20 protein-coding genes are annotated in these 21624 nt (G+C 69.3%); 9 read left to right on the top strand and 11 right to left on the bottom strand.

The genetic code is table 11. The annotated features are described in order from the left end of the window. The 10 genes from F3H32_RS10985 to F3H32_RS10940 form a co-directional block, all read right to left on the bottom strand. Positions 1 to 372 (bottom strand): DUF3775 domain-containing protein, encoded by a 372-nt coding sequence (locus tag F3H32_RS10985; RefSeq protein ID WP_115757460.1) that lies wholly within the window; start codon positions 370 to 372, stop codon positions 1 to 3. Positions 373 to 421: 49 nt separating this feature from the next. Then, complete coding sequence (locus tag F3H32_RS10980; protein ID WP_223191418.1) at positions 422 to 628, bottom strand: hypothetical protein; 207 nt, start codon at positions 626 to 628, stop codon at positions 422 to 424. Between the two features lie 74 nt (positions 629 to 702). Further along, on the bottom strand, positions 703 to 2514 hold the full coding sequence (gene mutL / locus F3H32_RS10975; RefSeq protein ID WP_149765895.1) for a DNA mismatch repair endonuclease MutL: 1812 nt from the start codon (positions 2512 to 2514) through the stop codon (positions 703 to 705). Between the two features lie 107 nt (positions 2515 to 2621). Next, positions 2622 to 3932: a M16 family metallopeptidase gene (locus tag F3H32_RS10970; protein WP_149765894.1), complete on the bottom strand. Its 1311-nt coding sequence runs from the start codon at positions 3930 to 3932 to the stop codon at positions 2622 to 2624. Further along, positions 3929 to 5317 (bottom strand): M16 family metallopeptidase, encoded by a 1389-nt coding sequence (locus F3H32_RS10965; protein WP_149765893.1) that lies wholly within the window; start codon positions 5315 to 5317, stop codon positions 3929 to 3931. The genes F3H32_RS10970 and F3H32_RS10965 overlap by 4 nt, the downstream gene beginning before the upstream one ends. A 100-nt stretch (positions 5318 to 5417) precedes the next feature. Next, positions 5418 to 5987 (bottom strand): DUF3035 domain-containing protein, encoded by a 570-nt coding sequence (locus F3H32_RS10960; protein ID WP_149765892.1) that lies wholly within the window; start codon positions 5985 to 5987, stop codon positions 5418 to 5420. A gap of 31 nt (positions 5988 to 6018) precedes the next feature. Then, positions 6019 to 6699 (bottom strand): signal peptidase II, encoded by a 681-nt coding sequence (gene lspA / locus F3H32_RS10955; protein WP_149765891.1) that lies wholly within the window; start codon positions 6697 to 6699, stop codon positions 6019 to 6021. Next, positions 6699 to 8288 carry a bifunctional phosphoribosylaminoimidazolecarboxamide formyltransferase/IMP cyclohydrolase gene (purH, locus tag F3H32_RS10950; RefSeq protein WP_149765923.1) on the bottom strand — a complete coding sequence of 530 codons (1590 nt, stop codon included), beginning with the start codon at positions 8286 to 8288 and terminating at the stop codon, positions 6699 to 6701. Before purH ends, lspA begins: the two co-directional genes overlap by 1 nt. 35 nt (positions 8289 to 8323) lie before the next feature. Next, positions 8324 to 9973, bottom strand: coding sequence for a heparinase II/III family protein (locus tag F3H32_RS10945; RefSeq protein WP_149765890.1), 1650 nt, complete (start codon positions 9971 to 9973; stop codon positions 8324 to 8326). Between the two features lie 30 nt (positions 9974 to 10003). Next, a complete protein-coding gene (locus F3H32_RS10940) occupies positions 10004 to 11275 on the bottom strand; it encodes an RsmB/NOP family class I SAM-dependent RNA methyltransferase (protein WP_149765889.1) in 1272 nt (423 codons plus the stop codon). Positions 11276 to 11329: 54 nt separating this feature from the next. Between F3H32_RS10940 and F3H32_RS10935 the strand changes: the two genes are divergently transcribed. From F3H32_RS10935 to F3H32_RS10910, 6 genes are all read left to right on the top strand, one after another. Continuing rightward, positions 11330 to 11503 (top strand): DUF1674 domain-containing protein, encoded by a 174-nt coding sequence (locus F3H32_RS10935; protein WP_115757268.1) that lies wholly within the window; start codon positions 11330 to 11332, stop codon positions 11501 to 11503. A gap of 157 nt (positions 11504 to 11660) precedes the next feature. Beyond that, positions 11661 to 12830 (top strand): efflux RND transporter periplasmic adaptor subunit, encoded by a 1170-nt coding sequence (locus F3H32_RS10930; protein ID WP_149765888.1) that lies wholly within the window; start codon positions 11661 to 11663, stop codon positions 12828 to 12830. Positions 12831 to 12832: 2 nt separating this feature from the next. Then, complete coding sequence (locus F3H32_RS10925) at positions 12833 to 15931, top strand: efflux RND transporter permease subunit (RefSeq protein ID WP_149765887.1); 3099 nt, start codon at positions 12833 to 12835, stop codon at positions 15929 to 15931. Beyond that, positions 15928 to 16971 (top strand): selenide, water dikinase SelD, encoded by a 1044-nt coding sequence (gene selD, locus F3H32_RS10920; protein WP_149765886.1) that lies wholly within the window; start codon positions 15928 to 15930, stop codon positions 16969 to 16971. Before F3H32_RS10925 ends, selD begins: the two co-directional genes overlap by 4 nt. A gap of 98 nt (positions 16972 to 17069) precedes the next feature. Continuing rightward, positions 17070 to 17429 carry a hypothetical protein gene (locus F3H32_RS10915; protein ID WP_149765885.1) on the top strand — a complete coding sequence of 120 codons (360 nt, stop codon included), beginning with the start codon at positions 17070 to 17072 and terminating at the stop codon, positions 17427 to 17429. A gap of 58 nt (positions 17430 to 17487) precedes the next feature. Beyond that, positions 17488 to 17907 carry a PaaI family thioesterase gene (locus tag F3H32_RS10910; RefSeq protein ID WP_115757175.1) on the top strand — a complete coding sequence of 140 codons (420 nt, stop codon included), beginning with the start codon at positions 17488 to 17490 and terminating at the stop codon, positions 17905 to 17907. Position 17908: 1 nt separating this feature from the next. Here F3H32_RS10910 and F3H32_RS10905 read toward each other — a convergent pair whose 3' ends face one another. Then, positions 17909 to 18604, bottom strand: coding sequence for a fumarylacetoacetate hydrolase family protein (locus F3H32_RS10905; protein ID WP_149765884.1), 696 nt, complete (start codon positions 18602 to 18604; stop codon positions 17909 to 17911). 112 nt (positions 18605 to 18716) lie between these two features. Between F3H32_RS10905 and F3H32_RS10900 the strand changes: the two genes are divergently transcribed. From F3H32_RS10900 to F3H32_RS10890, 3 genes are read left to right on the top strand one after another with little or no spacing between them, the layout of a single operon-like run. Continuing rightward, a complete protein-coding gene (locus F3H32_RS10900) occupies positions 18717 to 19370 on the top strand; it encodes a protein-L-isoaspartate O-methyltransferase family protein (protein WP_115757177.1) in 654 nt (217 codons plus the stop codon). A 23-nt stretch (positions 19371 to 19393) separates the two neighbouring features. Further along, entirely contained in the window at positions 19394 to 20788 is a 1395-nt protein-coding gene (locus F3H32_RS10895) for a TolC family outer membrane protein (RefSeq protein WP_149765883.1), read from the top strand. Positions 20789 to 20815: 27 nt separating this feature from the next. Further along, positions 20816 to 21583 carry a hypothetical protein gene (locus F3H32_RS10890; RefSeq protein ID WP_149765882.1) on the top strand — a complete coding sequence of 256 codons (768 nt, stop codon included), beginning with the start codon at positions 20816 to 20818 and terminating at the stop codon, positions 21581 to 21583. Positions 21584 to 21624 lie beyond the last annotated feature (41 nt).

The raw sequence follows: 21624 nt of genomic DNA, 5'->3' as shown, positions 1-21624 counted from the left end.
TCAGACCGGGCGTTGCAGGTCGTCCTCGACCTCTTCGGGGGAAATCCCCAGCGCCTCCATCCCGGCCTCCAGGTAATCGGCAAGTTGCGGCTCGCCCATCAGGTAGTCCTCGGTCGGGGCGCTGCGTTCGGCCTTGGCGGTCTGGATCGCTTCGTCCAGATCCTCGGGTCCATAGGTATCGCGGCCGATCCACATGACCGCGACCAGGCTGGCCTGTTCATCCTCGTTCAGGCCGGCGATGAATTCGGCCAGCTCGGCCTGGGTGCCGTGGCCGGTGCGATGCCCGCTATGCGCCCAGGGGTTCACCCCGCTGTCATATTCGCGGGCGCGGATGATGACATGGGCGATCTTGTCGGGACTGATTTCCAGCATGGCGGCACCTCGGGTCTCTTTGCATTTGTCGCCCCGACGGGCGCCCAGGTCAATCGGGATCAAAGCGATAGCCGAAGCGGGCGATGTCCTCGGCCGCGGCGCGCGCGACGATGCCCGCGGTTTCGGCGTCATAGGCCGCGCGCCAGTCGCCATGGTCCGAACGGTTCTCATGCGGCAGCGGGTGCAGGGGAAAGCCCAGCCGGGTCTCAAGCTGCGGCAGGTCGTCGCCTTGGCCAGCCGCACCGGGGATTCGCAAACCCCTGACCGCGCAGCCAGGAATAATAACTCGGCGCCCGCGCCCAAAGACATAGCGATGCCGGTGCGAGACGATCATCGCCCGAAAAGGCGCTCGATATCGGCCAGCTTCAGCTCGATCCAGGTCGGCCGGCCATGGTTGCACTGGCCGGATTTCGGCACCCGCTCCATCTCGCGCAACAGCGCGTTCATCTCGTCCGCCGTCATGCGCCGGCCCGAACGGATCGACCCATGGCAGGCCATCGAGGACAGGACCGCATCGACCCGCGCCCGCAGCCGGTCCGAGGCGCCCTGGTCGGCCAGATCGTCCAGGATGTCGCGGATCAGGGCCGCGGCATTCAGTCGCTGAAGCAGCGCCGGCACCTCTCGCACCGCGACTGCGCCACCGCCGAAGGGTTCGATCACCAGCCCCAGCGCCGCCAGTTCATCGGCGATGGCCAGGATGCGGTGGGCGTCGGCTTCGGACAGTTCGACGATCTCGGGGATCAGCAGCGCCTGGGTGGCGATACCGTTCGCATCGCGCTGCGCCTTCAGCCGTTCATAGACCAGCCGCTCATGCGCGGCATGCTGATCGACGATGACGATGCCGTCGGCAGTCTGGGCGACGATCCAGTTCTGGTGCAATTGCGCGCGGGCGGCGCCCAGCGGTGCATCGGTGGCGCCGTCGTCCTGGGGCGCCGGCTCGACCCGCGCGGCCGGGGCCTCGGCAAAGCCGGGGGCCTGAAAGGCCAGGCTGGCGGCGATGGCCGGGGCCGAGGAGCGGACGGCCGCATGGCCGGCCTGATAGGGGCGCGGCGGCGCGGTTTCAGGACGCGCCGCCCCCAAGGCCGCCGCCGCCACGGTCGTCGAGGCGCGATGCCCCGCCCCCGCCAGCGCATGGCGCAGCGCCGAAACCACCAGGCCGCGGGCGATGCCGGGTTCGCGAAAGCGGACCTCGGCCTTGGCGGGATGCACGTTCACGTCGACCTGATGCGGGTCGCAGGTCAGAAACAGCACCGCCGCCGGATGCCGGCCGGATGCCAGCACGTCCATATAGCCCGCCCGCAGCGCGCCGGTCAGCAGCTTGTCGCGCACCGGCCGGCCATTGACGTAAAGATGCTGCGCCACCGCCGCGCCGCGCGAATAGGTCGGCAGCGCCGCAAAGCCGGTCAGGGTGATGCCGTCGCGCGTCGCGTCGATCGGCAGCGCATTGTCGATGAAATCGCGGCCCATGACGCGGGCCAGCCGGGTCTGCAAGGCGCCGAACAGCTCGCCCTGCTCGGCATCGGCGCGAAACAGCACCCGGCCCTCGTCCTCGTCGGTCAGGGTGAAGGCGACATAGGGCTCGGCCATGGCAAGGCGGCGGACCGCCTCGGCCACGGCCTGGGTCTCGGCCCGGTCGCTGCGCAGGAATTTCAGCCGCGCCGGCGTGGCAAAGAACAGGTCGCGCAGTTCCACCATCGTGCCGCGATTGCCGGCGGCCGGCTTGACCGGGCCGATGCGCCCGCCCGCGACGGCGATCTGCGCGCCGTCATGGCCGGCGGCGCGGCTGGTGATCGACAGCCGGCCCACCGCGCCCAGGCTGGGCAGCGCCTCGCCGCGAAAGCCGAAGCTGCGGATGTCCAGCAGGTCGCTGCCGTCGATCTTGCTGGTCGCATGCCGGGCCAGGGCCAGCGGCAGGTCCTGCGCCGCCATGCCGCAGCCGTCGTCGCTGACCCGGATCAGCGCCTTGCCGCCCTTGGCGATGGCGATATCCACCCGCGCGGCCCCGGCATCCAGCGCGTTCTCGACCAGTTCCTTGACGGCCGAGGCCGGACGCTCGACCACCTCGCCCGCGGCAATGCGGTTGGCAGCAGCCTCGTCCAGTTGCCGGATCACGGGGCGCATCTGGGGGTCGTGATTGTTCATGCCCCCAGATCTAGCATCTCGCCGGCAGATTCGCTAGGCGGAACCGCGCGCCCCCGCGGCCCGCCCAGGCTTTCTCCGTTTTCCAAATACCCCCGCGACCGCGCCGGTCAATCGGCGGTCACGCCTTCGGGCCGACCGACCAGCACGAAGCGGATCTGGTCGGAATGCAGCAGGCGGCGGGCCACGCGCTGCACGTCCTGGGCGGTCACCGTCTCGATCTTGCCGTTGCGGGTGTTGACGTAATCCGCCGGCAGGCCGATTAGCTGCATCCCCGCCAGGATGCCGGCGATCTTGCCATTGCCGTCGAAGCGCAGCGGGTATTCGCCGGTCAGATAGGTCTTGGCATCGGCCAGTTCCCGGTCGGTCACGCCGCCTTCGGCAAAGCGGTCCCATTCCTGGCGGATCAGCCCGACCGCCTCGGCCACCCTGTCATTGGCGCTGGCCATGCCGCCCTGCCAGGTCTCGCCATAGACGCCATTGGCCAGGCCGGTGCCGACGCCATAGGTCAGCCCGCGCTTTTCGCGGATCTCGTCCATCAGCCGCGACGAAAAGCCGCCGCCGCCCAGGATGTGATCGGCGACGAAAGCGGCGAAATAATCCGGGTCCGACATGGGCAGGCCGGGCTGGGCAAAGCTGACCACGGTCTGCGGGCTGTCCCAGTCGATCACCGTGACCCCGCCGGTCAGTTGCAATTCGGCCTTGCCGGGCAGCGGCGCGCTGCCCTGCTGGGGCAGTTCGCCCAGGATCATGTCGACCAGCCGGCCCAGTTCCTGGGCCGTGATGTCGCCGGCCGCGGCCACCACGATGCGGTCGCGGGCCAGGATGCGGTCCTTGGCCGCGATCAGGTCGTCCCGCGTCAGGGCCGCAACCGATTCCGGCGTGCCGTTGATCGAGGTGGCATAGGGGTGCGACCCCCAGGCCAGCCGCGCCAGTTCCTTGCTGGCGATGGCGTTGGGATCGGTCGCCTCGGCCCGGATCGCCGCCTGAAGCTGCGCCCGCACCCGCTCGATCGCGTCGGGATCAAAGCGCGGCTCGGCCAGGGCCTGGCGCAACAGGTCGGCCGCCTGGTCGCGGTTTTCGGTCAGCATGCGGGCGCTGACGGTCAGCGCGTCGTCGCCCACGTCAAAGCGGAATTGCGCGCCCAGCCCCTCGACCGCTTCGGCATATTGCACCGAGTCCATCTGGCCCGAGCCTTCTTCCAGAAGCGCGGTCATCAGGCTCATCTCGCCGCGCTTGCCCGGCGCGTCCAGGCTGGCGCCGCCGCGGAACATCAGGGACAGCGCGGTAAAGGGGATCGAGTGATCCTCGACCAGCCAGGCGCGGGTCCCGCCGGGCGAGGTGATCTGCTGGATGTCGATGGCGCGGGCCGGCAGGCTGGCCAGCGCGACGAAAACGAAGGTGGCAAGGGCGCGGATCATTCGGCTTTCCCCGGATTGGTGGCGTCGGCAGAGACCGGCTGCGGCGCGTCAGGCAGCGTCTCGGGCAAAAGCCAGCCGGTCACGCTGGCCTTGCTGTCCAAAACGCGTTGCGCAGCGGCGCGAATGTCATCGGGCGTCACGGCCGCCAGGATGTCGGGCCAGTCGTTCACGTCCTCGATGCTCAGGCCCGTGGCCAGACCCTGGCCATAATCATAGGCCCGGCCATGCGCCGAATCCTGGGCATAGATGCGGGCGGCGCGCAGGCGGGTCTTGACGCGCTCCAGTTGCGCCGGGTCGGGGCCATCGGCCAAGAACTTCGCCAGCGCCGCGTCCAGCGCCGCCTCGGCCTCGGCATTCGACACACCCGGCGCCGGCACCATAGAGAGGGCGAAGCTGGTGGGATCGACCGCGAACCCGTCATAGAACGCATTGACGTAAAGCGCCTTGCCGGTCAGCACCAGATCGCGGGCCAGGACCGAAGTCTGGCTGGACCCCGCCAGCAGGTCGGCCAGCACGCTCAGCGCCGCGGCGGTCTGCTGGTCGCCCCGGTTGCGCTCGGGCGCGATCGCGGTGCGGATCATCACCGGCTGGGCGACGCGGGGGTCCACCCGCTCCATCCGGCGGGGCGAGCGCTGGATCGGTTCCTGCGGGCGCGCCTTGCGCGCCGCATCGGGCTTGGGCGGCACCGGCCCGTAATGGTCCTGGGCCAGTTCGCGCACCTTGTCGGCCGTCACGTCGCCGGCGATGACCAGCACCGCGGCGTTGGGGGCGTAATGCGCATCATACCAGGCGATGGCGTCTTCGCGCGTCAGCCTCTCCATTTCCTGGCGCCAGCCGATCACCGGGCGGCCATAGGGGTGGTTGTAGAACTGCACCGCATTGCGTTCCTCGGAAAACTGCGCGCCGGGATCGCTGTCGGTGCGCTGCGAGCGTTCTTCCAGAACCACCTGGCGTTCGGCCTGCCAGTCATCCTCGCCGATCTTCAGGTTGGCCATGCGGTCGGCCTCCATCTCCATCACCAGCGGCAGGCGGTCGCTGGCAATGCGCTGGAAATAGGTGGTGAAATCGTAGCTGGTAAAGGCATTGTCCATGCCGCCATTCGCGGTCACTGTCCGGCTGAGTTCCCCCGGCCCCAGCTTGTCGGTGCCCTTGAACATCAGGTGTTCCAGGTAATGCGCGATGCCCGACTTGCCCGGCTGTTCGTCGGCCGAACCGATGCGATACCACAGCATCTGCACGACCACGGGGGCGCGGTGATCCTCGATCACCACGACCTCAAGGCCGTTGTTCAGGGTGAAATTGCTGATCCCCTTGGGCATATAGGCCAGGGCGGGGGCCGCGGCCAGCACCAGGGCAAGGGGCGCAAGACGGGTCAATATGGTCATGGCAGGCTCCGGTTCGGGGTCGCGTCCTGAACCTGCATTGGCGGGGGCGGGCGCGCAAGCCTGTCCCCGCTCATCTCGGCGTGATCGGGGTGCGGGGGCGCTAGTCGTCGCGCAGGGTCGGCACCCGGTCGAACAGGCTGGGCCGCGCGGGCTTGCCGCCGCTCATGCCGCGGGGCGGGGCTGCGGGCAACTGCGCGCCGGTCGGGCGCCAGCGTTCCAGTTCCGCCCAGCTATCCAGCGTCATCGGGTCATAGGCGCGGTAATAAACATTGGTCCGCGCCAGCACCTCCAGCGCGCGGCGGGAATGCCGGCTGCGCCAGGCAAGATCCTCGTCAGCCAGGGTCTGGCGGATCGCCGGATCGCGGCCCAGCCGCGAGGCATGGTTGACCAGCCCGACATCCGCCGCGCCGATCCCCTGCGCGGAAAGCTGCGCGGGATTGCCGCCCAGGGCCAGGACCGCATCGGCATGGGGCGTCGGGTCGGTGATATTGCCGCCGCCCGGCGTCGGGGGCGGCAGCACGTTCAGGTCGGCGGGCATCTGCAAGGGCTTGGTGGGCAGGATCGAGAACTCGTCGGGGCCCGAGCCTCCGGCGCTGGTGTTCATCAGGCGCGGATCGCTGCTACAGGCGGCCAGCAGCAGCATGGTCATGGTCAGCGCGATCGCCCGCATCTTGCGTCCCTCTTGTTCGTCCGCGCCGTTCTTAGCGCGTATTGCCGCCTTCGTCACGGGCCTTGTCGTCCGGTGCCGCTTCGCCTTGCGGCTGGGGCGGCGGCGGGGCCTGGGATGCGCGGGGCTGGGCCGGGCGCGGCTTGGCGGGGCCCTTGCGCTTTTTCGCCGGCTTCTTGTCCGGCGGCAGCAGCACCAGGCCCATCGCGCCCAGGAAGATGGCGATGTCGGCCACGTTGAAGCTATAGGGGTTGCGCCAGCCCGGCAGCGACATGTTCAGGAAATCCGCGACCGCGCCATAGGTCAGCCGGTCCACGACATTGCCCAGCGCGCCCCCGATCAGCAGCCCGGCCGAGATTTGCGCAAAGCGCGAGGGCTTGGCCCGCCCGACCCAGATCCCCACCCACAGGCAGACGGCCAGGGCGATGGCGATCAGCACCCAGCGCATCACATCGACATCGCTGGCGAACAGGCCGAAATTCATGCCCTGGTTCCAGGCCATGCGCAGGTTCAGCCAGGGGTCGATCACGTCGATCTCGCGCAGCTGGTCCAGCCGCAGCACATGCACGACCAGGTATTTCAGCGCCTGGTCCAGCAGAAAGACCAGCCCGGCCACCAGCGCCACATTGCGCCAGACGCGCGGTTGCGGCTTTTTCGGGCGCCGCTTGCGGGCCGGCGGGCTTTTGCGCGGCTTGGGGGTCGCGGTCTCGGCCATCAGTGACGGAAATGCCGCTGGCCGGTAAAGACCATGGCCAGGCCCAGCCGGTCTGCGGCCTCGATCACCTCGGCGTCGCGCATCGAGCCGCCGGGCTGGATCACCGCCCGCGCGCCGGCCTGGGCCAGCGCCTCGACCCCGTCGGCGAAGGGGAAGAAGGCGTCCGAGGCGACCGAGGAACCGATCGCCGGCGCCTGCGCAAGGCCCAGCGCCTCGGCCATGTCCTCGGACTTGCGCTTGCCGATGCGGGTGGAATCGACGCGGCTCATCTGGCCGGCGCCGATGCCGACGGTGGCCAGGTCGCGGGCATAGACGATGGCGTTCGATTTCACATGCTTGGCCACGGTCCAGGCGAAAAGCAGGTCGTCCAGTTCCTGGTCGGTCGGCTGGCGTTTCGTCACCACCTTCAGGTCGGCGCGCCGGATGCGGCCGTTGTCGCGGCCCTGCACCAGGAAGCCGCCGGCGACCTGGCGAAAGGCCAGCCCCCGCGCGGCCGGATCGGGCAGCCCGCCGGTGGTCAAGAGGCGCAGGTTCTTCTTGGCGGCGAAGACCGCCTTCGCCTCGTCGGTGGCGTCGGGGGCGATGACCAGTTCGGTAAAGATCTCGGCAATCGCCTGCGCGGTTTCGCCATCAAGCGTGGTGTTCAGCGCGATGATACCGCCAAAGGCCGAGGTGCGGTCGCAGTCGAAGGCGCGCCGATAGGCATCGACGGCGCTGTCGCCGCGGGCCACGCCGCAGGGGTTGGCGTGCTTGATGATCGCCACCGCCGGGCCTTGGGCCGGGTCGAACTCGGCCACCAGTTCAAAGGCGGCGTCGGTGTCGTTGATGTTGTTGTAGGAAAGTTCCTTGCCCTGCCATTGCCGCGCGGTGGCGACGCCCGGCCGGTCCGAGCCGTCCGTGTAGAAGGCGGCGGACTGGTGCGGGTTCTCGCCATAGCGCAGGCTTTGCGCCAAGGTGCCGGCAAAAGCGCGGCGGCGGGGCGTTTCCTCGCCGATGGCCCCGGCCATCCAGGTCGAGACGGCCGCGTCATAGGCCGCCGTCCTGGCATAGGCGATCTGCGCCTGCCGCTGGCGAAAGCCAAGGCCGGTGGTGTCGTCGCCCGCGTCCAGTTCGGCCAGCACGGCGGCGTAGTCCTGGACATCGACCACCACGGTCACGAAGGCGTGGTTCTTGGCGGCGGCGCGGATCATCGCCGGGCCGCCGATGTCGATATTCTCGATGCAATCGTCATAGGCGGCGCCCTTGGCCACCGTCGCCTCGAACGGATAGAGGTTCACGACCAGCAGGTCGATCATGCCGATCCTGTGCGATTTCGCGGCGGCCATGTGTTCGTCATTGTCGCGCAGCGCCAGCAGGCCGCCATGGACCACCGGGTGCAGCGTCTTGACGCGGCCGTCCATCATTTCCGGAAAGCCGGTCACGTCGGCCACGTCCACCACGGCCAGCCCGGCCTCGCGCAGGGCCTTGGCGGTGCCGCCGGTCGACAGGATCTCGACCCCCCGCGCCGAAAGCGCCCGCGCGAAATCGACCAGCCCGGTCTTGTCGGAAACGGAAATCAGCGCGCGCTTCAGCGGAATGCGGTCGGTCATCGGTTCGGGTCCCGTGGCATGGATGATATGGCGCGTCACCTAACCCCGGAACGCGCCAAGGTCCAGCCGATCTGGATCGCCCGGCCCAGCAGGCGGGCGGAAATCACCATCTGCCGCGACGGGCGCGGCTCGGCCATGGCGCGGTCCAGAAGGCAGGATGCCTCTAGCCGCGCCTGCCCGACCCCGTCATGGCTGAACCGCCATTCCTCGCCCCCAGGCAGGGTCAGGTGGATCTCTTGCCCCTCTTGCCGGGCCTCGATTTCGGGATGCAGGTGAAAGCGGATGTCGAAATCCAGCCCCTCGTCCGGGCGGGCCTGGTCCAGGCGGGCCTGGGCGCTGGCGTCCAGCGCCGCCAGCGAATCCTCGCCCCGCAGCGCCATGCCGTCGGGATCAAGCCAAAGCTCGCGCAGATGCGTCAGCCCGTGGCTGGCCAGCCAGCCGTCATGGCCGGCCAGCAGATGCGCAGGTTCCGGCGAATGCGCCGGGCCGCAATCGGGCGCGGTCAGGTTGCCCAGCGCATCACAATCGCCGGCCCAGACCAGGTCCGGGCGCTCGGTCAGGATGTCGGGCTCGCCCTCTTGCCGGTTCGGGTTCAGCCGCGACGACGAAAGGCCGGCCAGGCACAGCGCCGAATGGCAGGGCGTGGCGCGGCTGGCCCTGGCCCAAAGCGGGCCGAAACCGTCGCCGGGGCCGCAATTCACGATCAAGGGCTGGCGCGCCACCGTCAGTTCGAAGGCCAGGGTCGAGGCATGGGCGCGCACCGCCGCCGGACCGCCAGGCGGAGGCGCCGCGTCCAGGCTCAGCGTGGTGCGGGCCCGCGCCATGCGGACAAAGCCCATGGCCAGCCCGCTGACCGGCAAGGCCGGACCCTGGGCCGCGCGCAGGCAGCGGTCCAGCCGCCCGGCCGCGCCGCGGCCACCGCCGTGAAAGCTGGGCAGGCCGCCATCGGCATGGCGCAGCGCCCGCAGGATCGGCGCGATTTCGGCGATGGTGGCACCCAGTTCGGGCGGGCCGTCCAGCCCGACCTCTTCGGCGATTTCCTGGGCCCAGACCAGCAGCGCCATCGCCTCCAGCAGGGCTTCGGGCGAGCGGGCTTCGGACAGGGTCGCAACGCCCATGGCATCGGCCTCTTCGGCCAGGGCGATCAGCGCCGGCTGGGCCATGGCCTGGCGGTCGCGCAGCGACATGGCGCCGATGGCCAGCCCCGCCAGCGCCTCCAGCCGCCACAACCCGTCGGTGCTGTCATACCAACTGTCGCGCAGATGGGTCAGATGCTGGTCGAGGGCGTGGAAATAGGGGCCGGCCCCGTCGCGATCCAGCCCCGGCAGGATCATCCCCGCGTGGAAAATCCAGCGCAGCAGCCGCCGCCCCGCCACCTCGGGCGCCCATTCCGGCGCGCCGGGCCGCGGTTCGGGGTGCCGGCGCATCCAGCGCAGGACATGATCCTGGGCGACGGCGCGGGCGCGCGGCGTGCCCACCGCCGCCAGATCGTCCAGCCAGCCGAACCCGTGCAGTTCCCCAGCCAGGCTGGGCGGCGGCTCGGCCGCGAAGAAATCGCCGCAAAGGCTGATGCCGCCCAGATGCAGCGTGCCCGCGGCGATCTGTTCGCCGCGGCCGGGATGGCCGATGGCTTTGGGTTCGGGGCGGCGCAAGAACCCCCTGGGCGCGGCGGAACGTTCGGTCATGGGCAACGCATTCACTAGGACGGCGCAACCTTAGGTCTGGTCGGCGGATTTCCGCAAGCGCGCGATGAAGAACCCGTCCATGCCGCCGCGTTCCGGCCACAGGTCCGGGCGCAGCCGCAAGCCGCCCTGGGGCGTGACCCAGCCCGGCTCGATGCCGGGCGCGGCGGGCGGCTCGACCGCCAGGCCGGGATGGCGGTCCAGGGCGGCGGCAAGCTGCGCCTCGCCCTCGGCCGGCAGAAGCGAGCAGGTGGCATAGACCAGGCGGCCGCCGGGCTTGAGCAAGGACAGCGCATGGTCGATCAGGCGGGCCTGCAACCGGGTCAGTTCGGCCAGCCCCTCGCCGTCGCGGATGCGCGGCAGTTCGGGATGGCGGCGAATGGTGCCGGTGGCCGAACAGGGCGCGTCAAGCAGCACCGCGTCCAGCGGCTGGCCGGGCCGCCAGTCCAGCGCGTCGGCCGCGACAAGATGCGCCGAAAGCCCGCAGCGGGCCAGGTTTTCCGCCACCCGCGCCAGGCGCGGCTCCGAGATGTCCACCGCCGTCACCGTGGCCCCGGCGGCCGAAAGCTGCAACGTCTTGCCGCCCGGCGCGGCGCAAAGATCGGCGACCACCTCGCCCGGCCGGGGGTCCAGCACCCGCACCGCCAGCGCGGCGGCGGCGTCCTGCACCCACCAGTCGCCTTCGGCATAGCCGGGCAGGGCGGAAACCTGGGTGCCGGACGGCAGCCGATGCGAGCCGGTAGGCAGCGCCTCGCCGGGGCAATCCCCGGATTTCGGCGTCAGGTCCAGGGCCGCGCCGGCCTCATGCGCGGCCTCGATGGCGCGGGCAGCATCCTCGCCCCAGGCAGAGACGACGGGCCCGCGCAGCCAGGGCGGCATCCTTTGCGGCGGAAGCCGCGCCCAGGCGTCGCCAGCGACCGCGACCTTGCGCAGCACCGCATTCACCATGCCGGCCGCCGCCTGCCCCTTGCGCCCCGAGGCGCGGGCCAGCGCCACCGCGGCATTCACCGCGCCATGCGGCGCTTCGCCCAAAGCCAGCATCTCGACGGTGGCAAGGCGCAGGATGCGCATGATCTCGGGGCGCGGGCGGCGGGCCAGCATCGGCACCAGCGCCAGGTCGGCGCGACCCTCGCGCCGCAGCACCTCCAGCGCCAGCCGGCGGGCGCGGGCACGCTCGGCCGGGGCCAGGCGGTCGTTGAGCGCGCCGGCCTCGTCCAGCGTCGCGCCCTCGTCCACGGCGGCCAGCAGGCGCAGGGCCCCCGCACGCGCCGCATCCTTTACCGGTTTGCCCTGTGACTTGTCCAAAGCCTGTCCCTTGCCTAGATTGACCCCGTCTAGCGCGAAGCAAGGAAAACCGCCATGACCGACCGCAAGGATCTGCCCCCCGCCGCGCAGCGCGCCCTGGCCGAGGCCGAAGAGCGCCGGCGCAAGGCCAAGCCCCAGGACCTGCCGGTCGAACTGGGCGGCCGCGACGGCCCCGAGCCGGTGCGCTATGGCGATTACGAGAAAAAAGGGCTTTGCGTCGATTTCTGAGGCGCGGCGCCCGGCCGCCCGGTTGCCGGAGTATTTGGAAAACGGTGAAAGCCGGGCCGCTGGCGAATCCGTGATCGGTTATGGGCCCGCCGTTTACTTGCCATTGGGGTTTGGCGTCTAAACAATGTCCCGACCACCAAACCGCAAGGAACGGCAGATGGCCTTTGGGCAGGGGATCATGAGATGGGCGGCGCTGGCGATGCTGCTGGCAGGGCAGGCTTTCGCGCAGCAGGGGCCGGGCGGGGCCGGGCCGCAGGGGCCGACCGAAGTCGGCGTGGTCGTCACCGCCGAAGAGGACGTGCCCTATACCGTCACCCTGCCCGGCCGCGCCATCGCCTTTCAGCAGACCGGCATCCGCCCCCAGGTCGGCGGCGAGGTGCGCGAGATCGCCTATGAACAGGGCAAGCCGGTCAAGGCCGGCGACGTGCTGTTCCGGCTGGACCCCGAGACCTCGGCCGCGGCCCTGGCTGCCGCCGAGGCCGCCGTGGCCGGGGCCGAAGCCAGCCTGACCCAGGCGCAGAACACCGTCACCCGCTATCGCCGGCTGGAGGGGTCGGGCGTCTCGGCCGTGGACCGCGCCGATGCCGAGGTGGCGCTGAAACAGGCCGAAGCCCAATTGAAATCGAGCGAAGCCGCGCGGGACGCGGCCCGCCTGATCTTGCAGCGCACCGAGATCAAAAGCCCGCTGGACGGGGTGGCCGATGTCGCCGCGGTTTCGGTCGGCGACCTGGTGACGGCCAACCAGTCCGAATCGCTGACCACCGTCACCCAGCTTGACCCGATCTATGTGGACGTTTCGGAATCCAGCGCCCGCATGCTGCGTGTGCGCGAAAGCATCCGGGCCGGGCTTTTGGTGGTCAACGGCACGGTCGCTACGCAACTGATCCTGGAAACTGGCGAGGAATACCAGGGCGAAGGGCGCATCGTCAGCCCTGGCATCACGGTTTCGCCCACCACCGGCACCGTGCCGATCCGGCTGAAATTCGACAATCCCGACCGGATGATCCTGCCGGGCCAGTTCCTGCGCGTCAAGCTGACGCTGGGCACCACCCGCGCCGTGCTGGTGCCGCAGCGCGCCACCAACCGCGCCTCGGACGGGACGCTGACCGCCTTTGTCGCCCGCGACGGCCAGGCCCAGCAGGTCACGCTGAGCGAGCAGGGCAGCTATCGCAACAACTGGATCGTGACCCAAGGCATCAGTCCGGGCGAAGAGCTGATCGTGGACGGGCTGGAGGACCTGCGCCCCGGCGCCGAGGTCGCGACCATCCCCGTCGTCATCGACGCCCAGGGCGTCGTGCGCGAGGCCGCGGATCGCGGGGAAGGCTAGGCATGGCGCAATTCTTCATTCACCGCCCGGTCTTTGCCTGGGTGCTGGCCATCGTCACCATGCTCATCGGCACCTGGTCGCTGATCAGCCTGCCGGTTTCGCAATATCCCGACATCGCGCCGACCACCATCCGCATCAGCGCCAATTATTCCGGCGCGACGGCGCGGGCGGTGCAGAACTCGGTCACGACACCGATCGAGGATGCGCTGACCGGGCTCGACGGGCTGCTTTACACGGTCTCGTCATCCTCGACCGGGCGCAGTTCGCTTGAACTGACCTTCGACGACAGCGTGGACCCGGTCGATGCGCTCAACGAGGTGCAATCCAAGGTGCGCTCGGTCGAAAGCCGCCTGCCCTCCGCGGTGCAGAATGACGGCGTTTCGGTCACGCGCTCGTCCTCGTCGATCCTGATGGTCGGCTCGCTGGTCTCGACCACCGGGCAGCATTCCACCATCGAGCTGGGCAACCTGCTGGAACAGGTGGTCGAAGGCCCGGTCAAGCGCACCGAGGGCGTGGGCGGGGTCAATGTCTTCGGCTCGGGCTATGCCATGCGAATCTGGATGGACCCGCTGCGGCTGGCGCAGTTCCAGTTGACCCCCACCGACCTGACCACCGCTGTCGCGCAGCAAAACAGCACCGTTTCGGTCGGTGCGCTGGGGGAACAGCCGGTCGTGACAGGCCAGCAATTTACCGCCAACATCACCGCGCAAAGCCAGCTTACCTCGGTCGAGGATTTCCGCAACATCCTGCTGAAGACCGGCGAGGACGGCGCCACCGTGCGCCTGGGCGACGTGGCCCAGGTCGAGATCGGCCAGACCCGCTATGGCCGCGATTCGCGCTTCAACGGCATGAACGCCTCGGGCTTTGCCGTGAACCTGGCCACGGGGGCCAATGCGGTCGAGACGGCAAGCGGCGTGCGCGCCACGCTGGAGGGGCTGAAAAGCGCCCTGCCCCAGGGGGTCGAGGTGCATATCGCCTATGACACCGCGCCCTTTGTCGAACTGTCGATCGAAAAGGTCTATCACACGCTGATCGAGGCCATCGGCCTGGTTTTCCTGGTCATCCTGATCTTCTTGCAGAACTGGCGCGCGACGCTGATCCCGATCATCGCGATTCCGGTCGTGCTGCTGGGCACTTTCGGCATGCTGGCGGCCCTGGGCTATTCGGTCAACACGCTGACCATGTTCGCGATGGTGCTGGCCATCGGCCTTTTGGTGGACGACGCCATCGTCGTGGTCGAAAACGTCGAGCGGGTGATGGAAGAGGACGGGCTTGGCCCGGTCGAGGCCACGGAAAAGAGCATGGGCCAGATCAGCGGCGCGCTGATCGGCATCGCGCTGGTGCTGTCGGCGGTGTTCCTGCCCATGGGGTTCATGCCCGGCTCGACCGGGGTGATCTATCGCCAGTTCTCGGTCACGATCATCACCGCCATGGTGCTGTCGCTTTTGGTCGCGCTGATCCTGACCCCGGCCATGTGCGCAAGCCTGCTGCGCCAAAGCCACGGCCCGGCGCGCTTTGCCCCCGCGCGCTGGTTCAACGCCGGGTTCGACCGGGTGACGCACGGCTATTCCGCGACCGTGCGCCGCACCCTGCGCCGGCCGATGCTGGTCATGCTGGTGCTGGCCGCGATCAGCTATGGCGCCTTCGACCTGTTCGGCCGCATGGAGACCACCTTCATCCCCGGCGAGGATCAGGGCGTGCTGCAATCGCGCATCACCCTGACCGAGGGCTCGACCGCGCAGCAGACCGCCGCCGTGGTCCAGGAGATCGAGGACTACATGCTGTCCCAGGAAAAGGACGCGGTGGAATCGGTCTTTGTCGCCATGGGCTTCGGCTTTGGCGGCACGTCGCAGAACCGGGCGATGATCTTCGTCAAGCTGCGCGATTTCGACCTGCGGCAGCCGGCTGAACTGTCTGCCTCGGCGGTGGCGCGGCGGGCCAACGCGCATTTCTCGGGGCATCGGGCGGGGCGCATCTTCTTCATGCAGCCGCCCGCGATCCCGCGGCTGGGCAATTCGGCGGGCTTCACCATGTATCTGACAGATCAGGCCGCCGGCAGCATCGAGGCCCGGATCGAGGCGGCGGAACTGCTGGAGGAGCGGGCCAACCAGGACCCACGGCTGGCCAATGTCGAAAGCTCGGGCACCGAGGACGAGGCGGCGCTGCGCATCGACATCGACCAGCAAAAGGCAGAAAGCTTTGGCGTCAGCCTGTCGGGCGTGAATGCGATGCTGTCCACGATCTTTGCCGGGACCGAGGTCAACGATTTCGCCCTTGGCGCGCAACTGCGGCCGGTCATCGTCCAGGGTGCGGCGGCGAACCGCATGCAGCCCGAGGATGTGGATAGCTGGTATGCCCGCAATGCCAGCGGCGAGATGGTGCCCTTTACCGCCTTCATGTCCACGCGCTGGGAGCCGGTCGAGCCAAGCCTGTCGCGCATCGACGGCGTCGACGCCATCGAGATCGGCGGCGAGCCGGCTTCGGGAGCAAGTTCCGGCCAGGCCATGGAGGCGATGGAGGAACTGGTCGCGCAGCTTCCCGGCAGCTACAGCGCCGCCTGGACCGGCCTGTCCTATCAGGAACGGCAATCGGGCAACCAGGCGCCCTGGCTTTTCGCGCTGTCGGCGCTGGTGGTGTTCCTGTCCCTGGCGGCGCTTTACGAAAGCTGGTCGGTGCCTTTCTCGGTCATGCTGGCGGTGCCGGTCGGGGTTCTGGGCGCGGTGGTGGCGGCGCTGACCTTTGGCCAAGCCAATGACGTCTATTTCAAGGTCGGGATCCTGACCACCATCGGCCTGGCGGCCAAGAACGCCATCCTGATCGTCGAATTCGCCCGCGACCTGGAACAATCCGGCCGCGCCACCGTGGCCGCGGCGGTCGAGGCGGCGCGGCTGCGGCTGCGGCCGATCCTGATGACCTCGCTGGCCTTCATCCTGGGGGTGCTGCCGCTGGCCATCGCCACCGGCGCGGGCGCCGCGGCGCAGAACTCGATCGGCATCGGGGTGATGGGGGGGATGATCGCCGCGACCTTCCTTGGCATCTTCATGATCCCGGCTTTCTACGTTACCGTGCGCTGGCTGACCGACAGGAGAGCCCGGACATGAACGACCTTCCCCGACTGACCTCGCTGGCGCATGGCGGCGGCTGCGGCTGCAAGCTGGCGCCCTCGGTCCTGCGCGAATTGCTGGCCGGCCAGCCGATGGCGCAGGCCTTTCCGCAATTGCTGGTCGGGACCGAGACCTCGGACGACGCGGCGGTGTATCAGGTGGACGACAATACCTGCGTCATCGCCACCACCGATTTCTTCATGCCGATGGTGGACGACCCGCGCGCCTTTGGCCGCATCGCCGCCACCAATGCGATTTCCGACATCTATGCCATGGGCGGGCGGCCGATCATGGCGCTGGCGATCCTGGGCATGCCCATCGACAAGCTGGCCCCGGACCAGATCCGCGAAATCCTGGAAGGCGGGCGCGAGATCTGCCACCAGGCCGGCATCCCGGTGGCCGGCGGCCATTCCATCGACGCGCCCGAGCCGATCTATGGCCTGGCGGTGATCGGTCTTTGCCACCCGTCCGAATTGCGCCGCAATGCCGATGCGCGGCCGGGCGACACGCTGATCCTGACCAAGGGGCTGGGCGTCGGCATCTATTCCGCCGCCATCAAGAAGGACGCGCTGGACCAGGCCGGCATCGACGAGATGGTCGCCTCGGCCACCACGCTGAACCGGGTGGGCGCCGATCTGGCCAAGCGGGCCGACGTCCATGCCCTGACCGACGTGACCGGCTTCGGCATCCTGGGCCACGGGCTGGAGATCGCCCGCGGCGCCGGGCTGCGGCTGCGGCTGCGGCTGGCCGACCTGCCGCTTTTATCGCGGGCGGAGGAGCTGGCGCAGGCGGGTTTCACCACCGGCGCCTCGACCCGGAACTGGGCCGCCTATGGCGCCGAGGTCGAACTGCCCGAGGGCCTGCCCGATTGGCGGCGGGCGCTGCTGACCGATCCGCAGACCTCGGGCGGGCTTCTGGTCGCCTGTGCGCCTGGGGCCGCCGGCGAGGTGCTGGATTTCATCCGCGGCGCGGGCTTCCCGCTGGCGGCCGTTATCGGCCAGGCCGAGCAGGGGGTCGCCGGGATCCTGGTCGAATAGCGCCGGGATTCGTGAGTATTTGGGAAACGGTGAAGCGGCAGGCCGCCGGCGGAACCCGGCGCGGCGGCTGGCGTTGGACCGGCAGGAGGATGCAGCCCATGCCCCAGATTTTCCGCTTACGCCTAGCAGCCGCGCTTGGCTTGTCGCTGGCTTGCCTTGCCGCGCCGCTTGCCGCCCAGACCGATCCCGCCGCCGGCACGCAGCCGGCCGATGCCACGCTGGATGCCGGGGAATGTCCGCCCGCCGCCGCCATGGCCGAGCCCGCGACACCCGACAGCGGGCCGGCCGATGGCACCGCGCCGGAAAATTCCGGCTCGACAGCCTGGACCGGCGGCACCGGCGGTTCGATGATCGGCACCAACCCGTCGGGCGCGGACCCGGACACCCGGACATGGCAACCGCCGACCGCGCGCGGGCTTGATCTGGCCGGGCGCCCCGAGCCGGCGCCGGCCTGCTGAAAGCCCGCTTGACGCAGGCCGTGGCGGGCCGGAAGATGCGCGCAAAACGGGGACCGCCATGGATGACAGCCAGATTTCCGCCTTGATCGAGGCGCATTCGCCCTATTCCGAATCGCTGGGGATGGAGATCGTCGCCGCCACCCTGGACCAGGTGGTGCTGCGCATGCCGGTCACGCGGGTGCTGACCAATCGCAACGGCGTATTGCATGGCGGCGCGATCATGAGCCTGGCCGATCACGCGGCTGGCACCGCCACGCATCTGCGCCTGTCCCCCGGCTGGGCCACGACGACCTTGGAAAGCAAGACCAATTTCCTGCGCCCGATCCGGCTGGGCGACATGGCCGAGGCGCGGCCCCGGCCGCTGCACCTGGGCCGGACCACGATGATCTGGCAGACCGACATCCTGCGCGGCGACGGCCAGTTGGCGGCGGTGGTGATCCAGACCCAACTGGTGCTGGAATGGAAGGAGCCCGTCTGAGCTATTGCGCCGGGCCGATGGTCAGTTCGACCGGCTCCAGCCCCTCGACCCCGCCGGCAAGCCGGTCGCCGGGTTGCACCGGCCCCACCCCCGCGGGCGTGCCGGTCATGACAAGGTCGCCCGGCCCCAGGTGATAGTATCGCGACAGATCGGCGATCAGGTCCGGGATCGACCAGACCATCTCGGCGATCCCGGCCTGCTGGCGCATCGCGCCGTTCACCCGCAGATGGATCGGCTGTGCGGCCGGGGTGAAATCCCGCGCCGGCGTCAGGGCCGAGAACACCGCCGCCCCCTCGAAATCCTTGCCCAGGTCCCAGGGCTGGCGCTTGTCCTTGGCACGGGCCTGCAAGTCCCGGCGCGTCATGTCCAGCCCCACGCCATAGCCCCAGACCGCATCCATCGCCTGCGCCGGGGCAAGGCGGAACGCGGGCGCGCCGATTGCCACGACCAGTTCGATTTCATGATGCAGGTCCCGCGTGCCGGGCGGATAGGGCAGCGTTGCGCCACTTTGCCGCACGGCATGGGCGGATTTCAGGAAATAGAACGGCGCATCGCGGTCCACCTCGGCCCCCATTTCGGCGGCATGGGCGGCATAGTTGCGCCCCACGCAAAAGACCCGGTGCACGGGAAAGCGCGCCTCTTGCCCCGAAACGGGCAGCGCGGCGGGCGGGGCGGGGGGAAACAGGTATTCGCTCATGCCGCCAGCCTGCCATGCCATCACCATTGCGGCAAGAACGCGGCCGCCGTTGCCCGCACCGGATTTTCGTGGCAAGAGAGCGTAAAGCCAACCGAAAGCAGGGTTCGCATACATGACCGATTTCGCGCAGCGCCGCACCATGATGGTCGACACTCAGGTGCGTCCGAACGAAGTGACCAGCTATCCGGTGATCGAGGCGATGCTGAACGTCCCGCGCGAACAGTTCGTTCCCGAATCGCGCCGGGACGTCGCCTATGTCGACAACAATATCGTCCTGGCCCCCGGCCGCGTGCTGCTGGAGCCGCGGACACTGGGCAAGATGATGGATGCGCTGAACCTGCAAAACGACGATCTGGTGCTGGATGTGGGCTGCGGCTACGGCTATTCGGCCGCCGTCATGGCGCGCATCGCCGAAGCCGTCGTCGCGGTCGAAGAGGACGCCGCCATGGCCGCCGAGGCTGAAAGCCGGCTGGCCGCGCAGGATGTCTTCAACGTCGCCGTGGTCCAGGGCCCCCTGGCCGCGGGCTGCGCCGGCCAGGCGCCCTATGACGCCATCCTGATCGAAGGCGCGGTGGAACAGGTCCCCGAGGCGCTGGCCGGGCAATTGCGCGAGGGCGGCCGCATCGTCGCGCTGTTTCGCGAAAGCAATCTTGGCACCGTCCGCATCGGCCACAAGCTGGACGGGCGCGTGAACTGGCGCTTCGCCTTCAACGCCGCTGCCCCGCTGCTGCCGGGCTTTGCGCGTCCGCGGGGTTTTGTCTTGTGAATGCCGACAGGAAAGGTCATGGCATGTTTCGCAAAACGCTGAAAACGCTGCGGCGCCCGCTGGTCGCGGCCCTGGTCGCGGGAACGGCCGCGCTGCCTGCATCGGCCGAATCACTGGCCGACGCCATGGTCGCCGCCTATCGCCATTCCGCCCTGCTGGAACAGAACCGCGCCGTGCTGCGCGCCGCGGACGAAGACGCGGCCACCGCGCTGGCGCAGTTGCGTCCGGTGGTGCAATGGATCGCCGAACACAGTTTCCAGAAAATCAACGGGTTGGGAATCGGCCGCTCGACCGGGATCGGATTACAGGCGCAGATCACGCTTTACGACTGGGGCCGCAACGCCATCGCCATCGACGCCGCCAAGGAAACCGTGCTGGCCACGCGCGCCGCGCTGGTCGGCGTGGAACAGGACGTGCTGCTGGGCGCGGTTCAGGCATACCTGGACGTGCGCAGCACGACTGAACAGGTTGATTTGCAGGCAAATTCCGTTCGGGTGATCGGTCAGGAACAGCAAGCTGCCTCGGACCGTTTCGAAGTGGGCGAGATCACCCAGACCGACGTGGCCCAGGCCGATGCCGCCCTGGCTGCGGCACGGGCTGGCCTGGCCGCCGCGCGCGGTGATCTGGAAATAGCGCGCGAGGTTTATCGCGCCGCGACCGGCCGAACGCCCGGCCAGCTTGATCCGCCGCCGCCCACGCCGGCGCTTCCCGCCGCACTTGAAACGGCGCGGCAGATCGGCCAGCGCAGCCATCCGGCGATCCAGCAGGCGCAGCGCCTGGCCGCCGCCGCCGAGCTGGGCGTTGCCGCGGCCGCGGCCGAGCGTAATCCGACGCTGTCCGGCCAGGCCAGCATCGGGCGATCGAACGATCTGACGGTCCAGGGCATCGAGACGACCCGCAACACGCTGGGCGCCTCGCTCAGCATGTCGCAGACGATCTATTCCGGCGGCAGGCTGCCTTCGGCGCATCGCCAGGCCATGGCGCGGCGCGACGAGGCGAGGGCCGGGCTGCTTCAGATCTCGCGCCAGGTCGATGAGGCGGTCGGCCGGTCCTGGGCGGCAATCGAGGTGGCGCGGGCGCAGATTCGCGCCATCGACGAGCAGATCGTCGCCGCGCGGCAAGCCTATGAAGGTGTGCGCGAAGAAGCGACGCTGGGCGCCCGCACCACCCTGGACGTTCTGGATGCCGAACAATTGCTGCTGGAGGCGCGGGCCAACAAAATCTCGGCCGAGGCCAATCTGCAATTAGCACATTATCAACTTCTGGCTGCTATGGGTCTGTTGACGGTTGAAAACCTGAAACTGGGAATACCGACCTATGACCCATCGGCCTATTACAATGCGGTGCAGGACGCACCCTATACCAGCAGGCAGGGCGAAAGCCTCGACCGCGTCTTGCGCGCGCTCGGCAGGGACTAACGCCGCCCTCGATCCGGGGGGCGCATCATGCAGCATGAAGTGATGCGCCAGCCTCCTCCGGGCTCGGACAATGTCGGCGATGTGCTGGCTTCGATCCGCCGGCTTATCGCACAGGACGAAACCGGCTGCCGCCCTTTGGCGCAGCCGCCTGACGGGCTGCCGGCGCAAGAATGCGCGCCCCAGCCGCGGATCGAACAGGTCTTGGCGGCGCGCCACGCCTCGCCGTCGCGAATCAGCCCGCTGGTGCTGGACAGTAGCGCCCTGATCGCCGCCGCGCACCGCCCGCCACCGGCGGCCACCGATGCCGCGGATCACCCGGCGCCCGGCGATTCGGCCGTCCCCAAGGACGCGGCAGCCGCGCCGCAGGGCGACCGGCCCGACCAGCCAGCCCAGACCGCGACCGCCACCGCCGCGGCCGCTGCTTGCGGGCCCGCGCCCGATACAGGCTTCGACTTCCTGTCCTGCTTTGCTTTTGGCCCTGTGCTGGAAGCGCCCGACACCACCATCCAGCAAATGGAGGAAACCATGCTGCACGCCAACGCTTCCGTGACCCCGATCAATCCCGCGGCCGAGGCGCAGGCCGCCGAAGCCATGGCCCGCGACAGCGGCGAGCCGCATCTGTTTGCGCCCCAGGACAAGGACGCGCAGAAGGGCACCCATTTGCGCGGCATGATCCGCGAGGCGATCCGCCAGGAACTTCAGGGCGAAATCGGCAACCGGCTTAGCCGCAACCTGCAACAGATGATCCGGCACGAGATCGAACTGGCCCTGCGCCAGATGTGCGAAGAGGATTGACCCGGCCGAATCCGCCCGCCCGCGCGGGAACTTCGGCAGCA

The organism is Paracoccus thiocyanatus, assembly GCF_900156255.1.
GTDB lineage: Bacteria > Pseudomonadota > Alphaproteobacteria > Rhodobacterales > Rhodobacteraceae > Paracoccus > Paracoccus thiocyanatus.
This window is presented reverse-complemented; position numbering and strand designations above follow the sequence as displayed.